Raw genomic sequence first — 12,579 nt, forward strand, 5'->3', positions numbered from 1 at the left:
AACGAGGCGCGCGCGGGTTCTTTGCTGTGATGACTGTTATAACCAGTACGGGGAGGTCCAGACCCATGAAGCTCGCAACGCCGAAGAAGATCGCCGAATACCGCAAAGCTGGCTGGTGGGGCGACGACACCTTCTACGACGTTTTCCTGCGCGCGGCGGTAAGCCGCCCCCAGGCGCTGGCGGTTATCGATCCGCCTGATCGCGAAGCGCTGACGGGCCGCAAGCCGCGCCGTCTGGTATGGGCCGATCTCGCCGATGAGGTGGAGCGCACCGCCGCCGCCCTGAAACAGCAGGGGCTGACCAAGGGCGACCGCGTGGTCATGCAGATGCCCAATGTCGCCGACACGCTGTCGATCTATCTGGCGTGCGCCAAGCTGGGCATCATTCTCAGCCCCGTACCGGTCCAGTATGCCGGCCATGAATTGCGCCACGCCATGGACTCGGTGCGTCCGCGTGCGTTCATCGCGTCAAAAATGTTCAAGGACCGCGAGCTTGCCAAGGGTTGCAAGGCGGTGGCCGGAGACCGCGCCAAAGTGTTGTCCATGGATGGCGGCGGGGACGGGCTTGTCGACTTCTCTGCCGAGATCAGCCGGGCCAATACCCGCAAAGGTCTCTTTGGCCTTGGCGGTTCGGCCACGAAGGAAAAAGGCACGGCGGACGATTGTTTCACCATCTGCTGGACGTCTGGCACCACAGGCGTGCCAAAGGGTGTGCCGCGTTCGCATAATCACTGGCTGGCCATCGGCCCGGCGACCTATCACGGCATGGCGATCCAGCAACATGACGTGCTTCTAAATCCGTTTCCGATGACCAATATGGCCGCGATTGGCGGCATGCTTGTCTCCTGGCTCCTCAGCGAAGGCACGCTGGTTCTCCATCACCCGTTCGACCTGCCGGTCTTCCTCAAGCAGCTTGTCACCGAGAAGGTGACGGCGACCATCGCGCCGCCTGCGGTACTGACCATGCTGCTGAAGCAGGAGGGGCTGCTGGACCAGTTCGATCTGTCAAAGCTGCGCGTGATCGGGTCCGGCTCCGCGCCGCTGTCGGAATTCATGGTCAAGGGCTGGCAGGAACGCGGCGTCGAGATCGTCAATCTGTTCGGCTCCAATGAGGGTATTTCGCTGTGCTCCGGCCCGGAGGACGTGCCTGATCCCGCCTTGCGGGCCACGGCCTTTCCGCGCTTCGGCCACAAAAGTGCGAGCTTTGCCAACCCCATGCACGAGCGCGTCGAGACAAAGCTGGTTTCCATCGAGACCGGCAAGACTGTCACTGCTCCGGGCGAGGATGGCGAGCTGCTGGTGCGCGGCCCGTCGGTCTTTGAAGGCTATTGGGGGTCCACCGATGCTGAGCTCAAGGAAGTGTTCGATCGCGAGGGCTATTTCCGCACGGGCGATCTGTTCCAGATCTCCGCTGATGACGATAGCTTCTTCACCTTCCGGGGGCGGGCCAAGGACATCATCATCCGCGGCGGGGTGAATATTTCCGCTGCCGAGCTGGATACGCTGCTGGAAGGCCACCCCAAGCTCGCCGAGGCGGCTGTGTTCGGCATGCCTGACGAGGTGATGGGCGAACGCATCTGGGTCGCAGCCGTGCCCAAGGAGGGTGAGACGGTGACGCTCGAAGAGATCGTCGAGTTCCTCAAGACCAAGGAGATCGCCAATTTCAAACTGCCCGAGCAGATGATCCTTGTGGACGCGCTGCCGCGCAATCCGCTGAACAAGGTGCTGCGCTGGCGGCTCGTCGAAATCGCGAAGGAACAGGGCGCATGAGTGGGCCCGTCTTCATCCTCGGCGGCGCGCAGAGCGATTTTGCCGCCAACTGGACGCGCAATGACAAATCGCTGTTCGACCTGATTGCGGACACCACGCGCGCGGCGCTGGCGGATGTCAACATGGACGCCGCAGAGATCGACGCGGTGCATGTCGGCAATTTCGCCGGTGAGCTGTTCTGCGGGCAGGGGCTGCTGGGCGGCTTCATGGGCCATGTCGATCCGGGCTTTGAAGGCAAGCCCACCAGCCGCCACGAGGCGGCCTGCGCCTCCGGCTCGATGGCGATCTTGGCGGCCATGAGCGACATCCTCGCTGGCCATTACGATACGGTCGCGGTGGTCGGCGTGGAGATGATGCGCAACGTGCCGGGCGAAACGGCGGCGCAGCATCTTGGCTCAGCCGCGTGGGCGGGGCGCGAGGCTCTGGGCGCGCGCTATCTCTGGCCTGCCATGTTCTCTGATCTGGCCGAAGAATATGACCGCCGCTACGGGTTGAAATACGAGCATCTGGCCGCGATCTCGAAAATCAATTTCGACAATGCCAAGCGCAATCCCAACGCCCAGACGCGGGCCTGGCAGTTCGCCGAGGGTAGTTTCGCGCGCGATGACGAGGCCAATCCGGTCATCGAAGGCTGGATGCGCCGCTCTGATTGCGGGCAGGTGACGGACGGTTCTGCCGTTATCGTGCTGGCGGGCGAGAAGGCCGCGCGTGAGTATGCAAAGCGGCGCGGGCTGGAGCTGGCGGCCATTCCGCGCCTGAAGGGCTGGGGCCACACCACTGCGCCTCTGCTGATGGAAGCCAAGCTGGAAAAGTCGCGCAAAGAGGGTGGCTACGCCCTGCCATGGACGCGCAAGGCCATCATGGATGCCTATGCGCGGGCGGGCATTTCAGGCCCCGATGATGTTGACGGTATCGAGACGCATGACTGCTTCTCCGTCACCGAATACATGGCGATCGAGCATTTCGGCCTCACCGCGCCCGGCGAGGGCTGGAAGGCGGTGGAGGACGGAACAATCGCCTTTGACGGCAAGTTGCCGGTGAACCCGTCCGGCGGTCTGATCGGGCTTGGCCATCCTGTTGGCGCGACCGGCGTGCGCATGGCGCTGGACGCTGCGCGCCAGACCTCGGGCAGGGCGGGCGATATGCAGGTGGAGGGCGCGAAAACCTTCGCCACCTTCAATGTCGGCGGCTCCGGCACGGCGAATGTGTCTTTCGTGATCGGGGTTTAGGTCCAATCATTGTCATGGCCCGGCTTGTCCGGGCCACCCATGCCTGAGACCGTTCCGCGTGTTCGTTCGTTGCAGGCATGGGTCACCCGCATGAAGCGGGTGATGACAAAAGAGAGTTTGTTATCAGAGAAGCTTCCCCATGACCCAGACCTATATTTATGACGCTGTCCGTTCGCCGCGTGGCAAGGCCAAGGACGATGGCGGGCTTGCCGCCCTGAAACCCCACGCCCTGACAGGCCAGCTCATCGAAGCGCTTGCGGCGCGCAATGGCGCGGATGCGGTCAGCCAGGCGGCCAGCCTGACGCTCGGCTGTGTGGGGCAGGTGGGCGCGCAAGGCGGCCATATTGCGCTCGTCACACGCCTGCATGCGGGCCTTCCCGATGTGGTGCGGGCGCTGACCATCAATAATTACTGTGTGTCCGGCCTGACGGCGGTCGGCATGGCGGCCAGCGAAGCAGATGCAAGCGGCGATGACCGGCTTCGCCTTTCAGGCGGGGTGGAGATGATGAGCGCGGTGCCGTTCATGGGCGACAAGGCGCACTATTATGCTGACGCTAAAACCGCCGCCGCGCTGCGCTATGTGCCGGTCGCGCTGTCTGCTGATCTGATGGCGACGATGGAAGGCTTTTCCAAGGATGATCTCGACGCTGTGACGGCGCGTTCCCACAATCGCGCGGCGGCTGCGTGGGAGAGGGGCGGCCTCTCCGAGGTGATCGCCATCAAGGGTGAAGACGGGCAGGTCATGCTCGACCGGGATGAAAGCGTGCGCGCAGGTACCACGCCAGAAGGGCTTGGCCGTTTTGCGCCCGCTTTCGCCGAGATGGGCGCTGCCGGTTTCGATGCGGTGATGCTGAAAGCCCGCCCGGAGCTGAACGCGATCAACCATGTCCATTCGGTCGCCAACTGCCCGCCCGTGTGCGATGGCGCGGCGCTGGCGCTGGTCGGCTCCAAGGGCGCGGGCGAGGCGGCCGGTATCAAGCCAAAGGCGCGCATCCGCGCGGCTGTTGAAGCCACCGGTGATCCGGTCCTGCAGCTCACCGCAGGCTTCGCCGCGATGGAGCAAATTCTCAAAGAGACCGGCTTGAAACTCTCCGACTTTGACCGCATCGAGTTCATGGAAGCCTTCGCGGCCACGCCGGTGAAGTTTGAACGCGATTACAAGCCCGACATGGACAAGGTGAACCCGGAAGGCGGGCATCTGGCCATGGGCCACCCGATGGGAGCATCCGGCGCGATCCTGCTAGCCACCATGCTGGGCGGGCTGGAGCGCTCTGGCGGCAGCCTTGGTCTCATCGTCGCCCATGGCGGGTCCGGCGTTGGCAGCGCGATGGTGGTGGAGCGGGTGTGACCGTTTTATTGCCCGCTTGCGGGCCGTCTTGCTTGCGCTAGTGTGGCGGGTGGTTAACGCCGGTCAGTGAGGGCGCGGCGCACGCGATGGGGGAATAAGATGGTTCGCGACTGGCAGGGCGCTCTGGCGGCGCTGACGCTCATTTTCGGTGTTTCGGCAGCTGGCTGGGCTTCGCAGGAGGAGCTTGATCCGCCTGCAGACGCGCAAACGGCTGGCCAGGAGGCGGGATCAGAAGAGGCGGCCGACGAAGCGCCTGCGCCTGAAGAGGCGGCGTCCTCCCTGCTGGAAAGCCTGCCCGCACCGACCCTCCATAATCTTGCCGAAGGCGATACCGTCCCCGTCATCTGTCCCTTCCGCGACACCATTGACTATGAGCCGGGCCAGATAAGCTGCGGGCTGCTGGCCGTGCGCGAAAACCGTGAGGCCGAGACCAGCCGCGTCATCCAGCTTCTGTACGTGAAAATCCACGCGCGCGGGCCGGAAGATGAAGACGGTGACGAGCCAGATGATGGCGAGGAGGAGGCCTACGAGCCGCTGGCCGACCCCATTATCTATCTGACCGGCGGGCCGGGCGTCGGTGTGCCGAGCTATGTGGAGCGCTTTGTCGATCATGCGGCCACCGAGACGCGCGATGTGTACATCCTGCAGCAGCGCGGCATCACGCAATCGGGTGATTTCTGCCCGCTTTATTCTCTTGAAGAGCCTGCGCTGAACGTTGCCCGCAACACGGCCGAGCAGGAAGAGTTCGAGCGCCGCCGTCTTGCCCGCTGCTTTGAGCGCGCGCTGGCCGAGGGCGTGGATTTGTCGGCCTACAACACGGTGGAAAATGCCCGCGATGTGCGCGCGCTGCGTGAGGCGCTGGGCTATGAAAGCTGGAATGTCTGGGGCATTTCCTATGGCTCCCATCTGGGCCAGATGCTGACGCGTGTCGACGCGGAGGGTATTCGCGCGCTGGTGCTGGATGCCATCGTTCCCAACGATCTGGAAAACCTGATGCGCATTCACCGCTGGGCGGCGCGCGTACTGGAGCACATCGTGACGACGTGTGAGGGCGATGCGGCCTGTGCCCGCGCCTATCCGGATCTGGAGGCGCGCACCTATGCGGCTATCGCCTCGCTGCAGGAAAATCCGGTTGTCGTGACGGTGTCCGACACGGAAGTCTTCCCCGGCGGCGAAGTGAGCGTTGGTGGCCAGGCCATCGCCTTTGCGCCCTTCATGATGATGTATGAGCAGAGCACCTATCCGGGACTGGCCGCTGTTCTGAACGCGATGGTGCGCGCGGCCGAGCGCCGCGACGAGACGGTGTTCACCGCCATTGCGCTGGGCGGCGGCGGAGACCTAGTCGGCGGGGATTTCTCCCCGGGCATGAATGCGGCCATTTCCTGCAATGATGGTTACACTTGGCAGAGTGCGCAGGTGATCGCCGAAGACATGGGCGAGGTGCCGGGGCTTGCCGGCCTCATCGGTTCTGTTGAGGGCGCGGCGGCCAGTCAGGCCCTGTGCGAGCAGTACGGGATGGGGCTGCGCGACCGGGCAGACTATATGCCTGTCAGCTTTGACGGCCCGTCACTTATCGTGAACGGGGCGTGGGATCCGGTCACGCCGCCTGATCTTGCCCGCCAGATCATGCCGGGCTTTACCAATGGCCAGTATCTCGAAGTGCCGTTCGCCGGGCACGGGCCTACCCGTTCGGACGAGTGTACGGCCGAGGTCATGGTGGCGTTTTTCGACGATCCGTCTGCCGAGCTGGACATTTCGTGTGTGGAAACAGCCAATGGCGAACCGTCCTTCGTCATTCCGATGACATCGCGCTTTGTAGCTCGCGCGATTGTGGGCGTGGAAGAAGAGCCGGAAAGCTTCATCGCTTTCCTCGCATGGGGCGGCATCTCTGCGCTCCTGCTCGGTATCGCGCTGATCGTGTTCCCGGTGGCATTCGTTCTGCGCCGTATTGACCGCAACGCGTCTGCCAATACCGGCGGCGCGCGGGCGGCCAGCGTTGTTGCAGCGGCGCTTGGCGTTGGCGGTCTTGCGGTGCTTGGCTATGCCGCCTGGCATACCAGCGAGATATCCCCGATCCTGCTGATCGCCGGGTTTGCCGGTCCGGCCCGGATAGGCGCTTGGGCCATATTGCTGGGCGGGCTTGCGGGTCTGGCGGCTCTGTTCCTGGTGGCCGGTGCACGCCTGTCTTCAGGGCGCATGGCCATCGGCACGCTGGGCGGAATAGTCCTGACAGGGCTGGCAGCGGTTTCGCTGGCAATCTTTGCCGCGATGGCAGACCTGACACCTTTCTAGTCCGGCCCCTTGCAGGGCGGCGCGCTTAAGTCCATGACGTCATGGACTTAAGCGCGCACCTGTGGGTGAACCCCAAATGGCCCTGCCGATCATACTTCTGGGAATAGTACTTGCTGCCACGATGGCGCTCTTCCTTTCGGGAAGGCTGCGCCATGATGTGGTGGCGCTGGCGGCTCTGGTGGCCTGTGTCCTGCTGGGCCTCGTGCCTGCAGGGGATGCCTTTGCCGGGTTCGGTCATCCGGCCGTCGTTACCGTGGCGTGCGTGCTGATCCTGTCCGGCGCGCTGCAATCGGCCGGGACGGTGGATGTGATCGCGCGCACCGTGCTGCCGAAAAACGCGCCCCCGGCGGTGATGCTGATATCGCTGTCGGTGCTGGCCGCCTTCCTGTCGGCGTTCATGAACAATGTCGGCGCACTGGCCCTGCTCATGCCCATAGCGTTGCAGATCGCGCGCAAGCAGGGACTGCCGCCGGGACGCCTGCTGATGCCGCTCTCTTTCGCGTCGATCCTGGGGGGCATGACAACGCTTATCGGAACCCCGCCCAACCTGATCGTGTCGGGCTTTCGGGCAGAGGCCGGTCCCGGGCCGTTCGCCATGTTCGACTTTGCGCCCGTGGGGTTGGCGGTGGCGGGCGCAGGTATTCTCTTCGTGTTCGCATTGTCATGGCTGCTGGTGCCGCGCCGTCATTCTCCGTCAGCGGAAGGCTTCGAGACGGGCAGCTATCTTACCGAGGCCCGCGTGCTCGATGACAGCTCGGCCAACGGCAAGACGCTGCGCGAGCTTCAGGCCAAGCTGGATGAAGCCAGTGCGAAGGTTCTGGCCCTCATCCGCGACGAGACCCGCTATCCCTCTCCCCATGCCAACCGCAAGGTGAAGGCCGGAGACCTGCTTGTCATCGAGGCGGATCCGGAGGGGCTGACATCGGCGCTGTCGGCGCTGGGCCTGCAGCTTGAAGAAGAAGCCTCCACGGTCCCTGAGGACGAGGAAGACGCAGACGAGACCGTCCAGCCCGAAGAGGCAGCGCCCGGCGACCGCCGGCGCATTGTCCATGCTGATGAAGTTCACCTTGCCGAGTATGCGATATCGCCCGGTTCGGCGCTTGCCGGGCGCTCGGCCAGCAATATCCGCCTGCGCACCCGCTTTCAGGTCAATCTGCTGGCGGTTTCGCGCAATGCCACGCATTCGCGGGCGCGTCTGCGCACGATGAAGCTGAAAGAGGGCGACGTACTGCTCTTGCAGGGCAGCCAGGAGGCGCTGGCAGAATTTGCCTCTCACATGGGGTGTGTGCCGCTGGCAGAACGGCCTTTGCGCCTGCCCGACGCCCGCAAGGCGATTGCCGCTGCCGTCATCATGGGCGGCGCTGTGGCGCTGGCGGCAACCGGAACGCTGCCCGCCGCCCTGGCATTTGCCGCCAGCGTGCTGGCTGTGATGGTGCTGCGGATCATTCCGCTGCGCAATGTTTACGACAATGTCGACTGGCCGGTCATCGTGTTGCTGGGCGCGCTCCTTCCGGTTGCCGGAGCGCTGGAAACTACGGGCGCTGCCGGATTTCTGGCCGATCAGCTCCTGTCCCTCACCGGGCAGGCCGGGCCGGTTCTGGTGCTGGCGATCATTCTGGTGGTCACGATGACGCTGTCGGACTTCATGAATAATGCCGCGACTGCGGCGGTGATGTGTCCCGTCGCGATCAGCCTTGCTGCCGCCATGGGAGTCAGTCCCGACCCGTTCCTGATGGCCGTGGCCGTGGGGGCTTCGTGCGCCTTCCTGACGCCGATCGGCCACCAGAACAACACGCTTATCCTGGGGCCTGGCGGGTTCCGCTTTGGCGATTACTGGCGGCTTGGCCTGCCGCTGGAAGTCGTCGTCGTGGCGGTGGGCGTACCCATGATCCTTCTTGTATGGCCTTTGTGAGAAACGAAAACCCATGACTGAAAAGACCGACGGCGCACTGTCCCATATCAAGGTGCTCGACCTTTCGCGCGTGCTGGCAGGCCCGTGGTGCGCCCAGATACTGGGCGATCTGGGCGCGGACGTCATCAAGGTGGAAAATCCTGATGGCGGGGATGATACGCGCGGCTGGGGGCCGCCCTTCATGCCCGACGAAGCCAGCGGGCAGGGCGATGCCGCCTATTATCTGTGCGCCAACCGCAACAAGCGCTCCATCGCGGTCAATCTGCGCGAGCCTGAGGGGCAGGCGATCATCCGCAAGCTCGCCGCGCAAAGCGATGTCGTGATTGAAAACTACAAGACCGGAGGATTGAAGCGCTTTGGTCTGGATTACGAAACGCTCAAAGCTGACAATCCCTCTATTGTGTACTGCTCGGTGACGGGATTTGGTCAGACCGGCCCGAATGCGCACCTGCCCGGTTATGATTTTCTGATCCAGGCGATGGGCGGGTTGATGAGCGTGACGGGTGAGGATGCACCGGTGAAGGTTGGTGTGCCGATCGTTGACCTGTTCACCGGTGTCTATGCCGCTGGTGCGATACTCGCCGCTCTTGTCGCACGCGATCAGGGCAAGGGCGGGCAGTATATCGACATGGCCCTGTTCGACGTGCAGGCGGCCATGCTGGCCAATCAGGCGTGTAATTTCCTTGTCGGCGGCAAGGTGCCGGGCCGGATGGGGAACCGGCACCCCAATATTGTTCCCTATCAGGATTTTCCGACTGCGGATGGCCGCATTGCGGTCGCGGTCGGCGCTGACAGGCAGTTCCGCGCCTTTGCCGGCGTGCTGGGATGCCCGCAATGGGCCGATGATCCGCGCTATGCGCGCAACGCGGCCCGCGTCGAATACCGCGAAGAGTTGTGCGGCGAAATCGCCCGCATCATGCGCAGCCGGTCCAGTGACGACTGGCGCGCTGCGCTCGACGCTGCAGGGATACCGTGCGGACCGATTCAAGGGCTCGACAGTGTGTTTTCAGAGCCACAGGCGCTGGCGCGCGAGCTGACATTCGCAATGGATGTTACGGGGTCGGGAACGGCGACGCTGGTGGCAAATCCGATGCGTCTGGCGGCGACGCCGCCGCGATATGACAAGGCCCCGCCACGATTCGCAGAGCACACGCTCCAAGTGTTGCAAGAACGCCTCGCGATGTCACAAACTGACATTGCAGGGCTGAAAGAACGCGGAATACTGGCGTGAGCGGTATTCTTTTTGGAACCGAAGCACTGGCATCTTCGTTAGAAATCCGCTAATCCATTAGCAGAAGCGCCGGGTTCCGGCTGTTTCGTGCGTCCAAACGGCGCTTTGTACATCACGCTCAACGAAGGACGTATTCCGCGTCCGGAGGGGGAATTATGAAAAATAGGCTTCTTACAGCTGCTGCTGTCGGTGCCTTTCTTGCTCTGCCGTCCGTAGCGGCAGCTCAGGAAGGCTGGTACGTCCGCGGTGCTCTTGGTTATGGCGCTCCTGGCGATGCCAATGTCACCAGCCCTGAGTTCACGGCCAATCCGAGCCGTCAAATCAGCGGCAAAAGCAATTTCCGCGAAGCGCTCGCGCTTGGCTATCAAGGTCCCAACAACTGGCGCTTTGAGGGTGAGCTGGCTCACCGCTTCAACCAGACCGGTGCCATGGGCAACTTTGAAGAGAGCACCAGCTCTGTTCACGCCTGGTCGCTGATGGCGTCTGCCATCTACGACTTTGCCGGTTCTGACTGGTATCGTCCGTATGTCGGCGCGGGTCTCGGTTATGTGCGTTCGCACTTCTCCGCCGTTGGCGTCAGCACGGGTACGGTCGTGCCTGGGTCTGTCCCGGTTGAAATCCGTGGCGATGACAGCGCTCTGGGCTACCACCTCCTGGCCGGTATCGGCTGGGTGCTCTCCGACAACGTGATGCTCGATACCGAGTATCGCTATTTCGGTTACGGCTCCACCTCCTACGGCAATGGTAGCGTTGGTTCGCTGCGTGGCCACGAGGCTTGGATCGGCCTGCGTTATCTGTTTGCCGCTCCGCCCGCGCCGCCTCCGCCCCCGCCGCCCCCGCCGCCTCCGCCTCCTCCGCCGCCTCCGCCGCCGCCTCCGCCGGCATGCGAAGACGCGCAGTTCGTGGTGTACTTCGAGTGGGATCGTGCCAACCTGACGGATCAAGCCCGTCAAGTGGTCAACAACGCTGTCAACAACGCCCGCAACTGCGGCGTGGCCAGCGTCCAGATCGACGGTCACACCGACACGTCTGGTTCGGCCACCTACAACCAGGGCCTCTCCGAGCGCCGCGCCCGCGCGGTTCGTGACGAGATGGTTCGTCTGGGCGTCCCGACGGGTTCGATCTCTCTGAACGCGTTTGGTCAGACCCAACTGGCTGTTCAAACCCGTGACGGTGTGCGCGAGCCGCTCAACCGTCGTGCGGAAGTGACGATGGATCTGCGCTAGTCGCACGCTCCATAGTCTGAATGCCTGATGGACGGCCCGGTGTTTTCACCGGGCCGTTCTTCTTTGCGCCAAGGCCCCGCTGGCCAGTAATCCTTTGCTGCGCTGGCGCAGCGTCTTCGCGCCGGGTTGACCCGCCTGCCGCCACGGCGCAAGACAGGGCCATGACGTCATGGCCGGGCGGGATACCTGCTTTCCTGTGCGCCGTGCGCAATTGCGCCGCGACATGACACCAACCGAATTTGAAAAGGCCCTCAGATGAGCAAACCCGAAACCCCCTATCGTAAGCGCGCCCTGGGCAACCGGCCCTTGCGGCCGGAAACCCTGATGATGAGCTATGGCTTTGACGCCAAGCTCTCTGAAGGCGCGATCAAGCCGCCCATCTTCCAGACCTCGACCTTCGTGTTTTCGAGTGCGGAAGAGGGCGCGGCCTTCTTCCGCGTGATGGGCGGACGCGCGGTGGACGGTGATCCGGCCGCACCGGGCCTGATGTATTCGCGCTTCAACAATCCCAATGTGGAAGTGCTCGAAGACCGGCTGACCCTGTTTGATGGCGCGGAGGAGGCGTGTGTCTTCTCCTCCGGCATGGGCGCGATTTCCACAGTCCTGCTGGCCTTTGCCAAGGCGGGCGATGTGGTGCTGCAATCGACCCCGCTCTATGGCGGCACCGAGACGCTGATCCGCAATATCATGCCCAATTACGGTATCGCGATGGAGGACTTCGTTGCGGGCGCGCCCGACGACGAAATCCGCGCACAGGCCGAAGCCGCGATGGAGCGCGGGCGCGTGTCGATGATCTATACCGAGACCCCGACCAACCCGACCAACGAGATCGTCGATCTGGCGCTGATGAAGACGCTGGCCGACGAGATCGCCAAGGGGCAGGGCCATCGCCCGGTAGTGGTCGTCGACAACACCGTGCTTGGCCCTATCGGCCAGTCGCCGCTGGCGCACGGCGCGGATCTCGTCATCTACTCGCTGACCAAATATATTGGCGGGCATTCCGACCTTATTGGCGGTGCAGCGATGGGTTCGAGCGAAGTGATGGCTCCGGTGCGCAAGCTGCGGTCGGCCATTGGCACCAATCTCGATCCCAATACGTGCTGGATGCTGGCCCGCTCGCTGGAGACTGTAACCCTGCGCATGCAGGCCGCGTTTGACGGTGCGGCAAAGGTCGCTGCCTATCTGAAAGATCACCCGAAGGTGGAGAAGGTGCGCTATCTCGGCTTCCTGGAGCCGGGATCACGCGATCACACCGTGCATCAGCGCCAGTCGGGCGAGTTTCACGGCTCCACATTCGCCTTCGACGTGGTTGATGGTCAGGAGGGGGCTTTCCGCATGCTCAATGCGCTCAAGGTCATCAAGCTGGCGGTCAGCCTTGGCGGCACCGAGACGCTTATCTGTCATCCCGGCTCGACCACCCATTCGGGCGTTGATCCGGCCCTGCGCGAGCGTCTGAAGTTTTCGCCCGGCATGGTGCGGGTATCCATCGGCATCGAGCATCCAGACGATCTGATCGCCGATCTCGAGCAGGCGCTTTCACACGTCTGATACGGCATGCAGCAGAATACCGGG

At 63.5% G+C, this 12,579-nt stretch carries 8 protein-coding genes; all 8 read left to right on the forward strand.

Annotated features, from left to right (window positions below):
* Positions 1-65: 65 nt before the first annotated feature.
* The 8 genes from ACQ5ID_RS02405 to ACQ5ID_RS02440 all read left to right on the forward strand — a co-directional run bounded on the left by ACQ5ID_RS02405 (position 66) and on the right by ACQ5ID_RS02440 (position 12,555).
* The gene (locus ACQ5ID_RS02405) at positions 66-1,769 is read left to right on the forward strand and encodes a class I adenylate-forming enzyme family protein (protein WP_429910883.1); all 1,704 of its coding nucleotides are present in this window, start codon (positions 66-68) and stop codon (positions 1,767-1,769) included.
* Positions 1,766-2,998: an acetyl-CoA acetyltransferase gene (locus tag ACQ5ID_RS02410; protein ID WP_429910884.1), complete on the forward strand. Its 1,233-nt coding sequence runs from the start codon at positions 1,766-1,768 to the stop codon at positions 2,996-2,998. Before ACQ5ID_RS02405 ends, ACQ5ID_RS02410 begins: the two co-directional genes overlap by 4 nt.
* A 139-nt stretch (positions 2,999-3,137) precedes the next feature.
* Positions 3,138-4,346 (forward strand): acetyl-CoA C-acyltransferase, encoded by a 1,209-nt coding sequence (locus ACQ5ID_RS02415; RefSeq protein WP_429910885.1) that lies wholly within the window; start codon positions 3,138-3,140, stop codon positions 4,344-4,346.
* 99 nt (positions 4,347-4,445) lie between these two features.
* Positions 4,446-6,638: an alpha/beta fold hydrolase gene (locus ACQ5ID_RS02420; RefSeq protein WP_429910886.1), complete on the forward strand. Its 2,193-nt coding sequence runs from the start codon at positions 4,446-4,448 to the stop codon at positions 6,636-6,638.
* Between the two features lie 76 nt (positions 6,639-6,714).
* A complete protein-coding gene (locus ACQ5ID_RS02425; RefSeq protein ID WP_429910887.1) occupies positions 6,715-8,550 on the forward strand; it encodes an SLC13 family permease in 1,836 nt (611 codons plus the stop codon).
* 13 nt (positions 8,551-8,563) lie between these two features.
* On the forward strand, positions 8,564-9,781 hold the full coding sequence (locus tag ACQ5ID_RS02430) for a CaiB/BaiF CoA transferase family protein (RefSeq protein WP_429910888.1): 1,218 nt from the start codon (positions 8,564-8,566) through the stop codon (positions 9,779-9,781).
* Between the two features lie 155 nt (positions 9,782-9,936).
* Positions 9,937-11,007, forward strand: a complete 1,071-nt coding sequence (locus ACQ5ID_RS02435) for an OmpA family protein (RefSeq protein WP_429910889.1) — start codon at positions 9,937-9,939, stop codon at positions 11,005-11,007.
* 255 nt (positions 11,008-11,262) lie between these two features.
* Positions 11,263-12,555, forward strand: a complete 1,293-nt coding sequence (locus ACQ5ID_RS02440) for a cystathionine gamma-synthase family protein (protein WP_429910890.1) — start codon at positions 11,263-11,265, stop codon at positions 12,553-12,555.
* Positions 12,556-12,579 lie beyond the last annotated feature (24 nt).

Origin of the sequence: Glycocaulis sp., assembly GCF_050485565.1 — a bacterium.
Taxonomy (GTDB): Bacteria; Pseudomonadota; Alphaproteobacteria; order Caulobacterales; family Maricaulaceae; genus Glycocaulis.

What these genes read in the sequence shown, in the direction of transcription:
- ACQ5ID_RS02405 (WP_429910883.1), top strand. Translation starts at nt 66, where the DNA reads ATGAAGCTCGCAACGCCGAAGAAGATCGCCGAATACCGCAAAGCTGGC.
- ACQ5ID_RS02410 (WP_429910884.1), top strand. Translation starts at nt 1,766, where the DNA reads ATGAGTGGGCCCGTCTTCATCCTCGGCGGCGCGCAGAGCGATTTTGCC.
- ACQ5ID_RS02415 (WP_429910885.1), top strand. Translation starts at nt 3,138, where the DNA reads ATGACCCAGACCTATATTTATGACGCTGTCCGTTCGCCGCGTGGCAAG.
- ACQ5ID_RS02420 (WP_429910886.1), top strand. Translation starts at nt 4,446, where the DNA reads ATGGTTCGCGACTGGCAGGGCGCTCTGGCGGCGCTGACGCTCATTTTC.
- ACQ5ID_RS02425 (WP_429910887.1), top strand. Translation starts at nt 6,715, where the DNA reads ATGGCCCTGCCGATCATACTTCTGGGAATAGTACTTGCTGCCACGATG.
- ACQ5ID_RS02430 (WP_429910888.1), top strand. Translation starts at nt 8,564, where the DNA reads ATGACTGAAAAGACCGACGGCGCACTGTCCCATATCAAGGTGCTCGAC.
- ACQ5ID_RS02435 (WP_429910889.1), top strand. Translation starts at nt 9,937, where the DNA reads ATGAAAAATAGGCTTCTTACAGCTGCTGCTGTCGGTGCCTTTCTTGCT.
- ACQ5ID_RS02440 (WP_429910890.1), top strand. Translation starts at nt 11,263, where the DNA reads ATGAGCAAACCCGAAACCCCCTATCGTAAGCGCGCCCTGGGCAACCGG.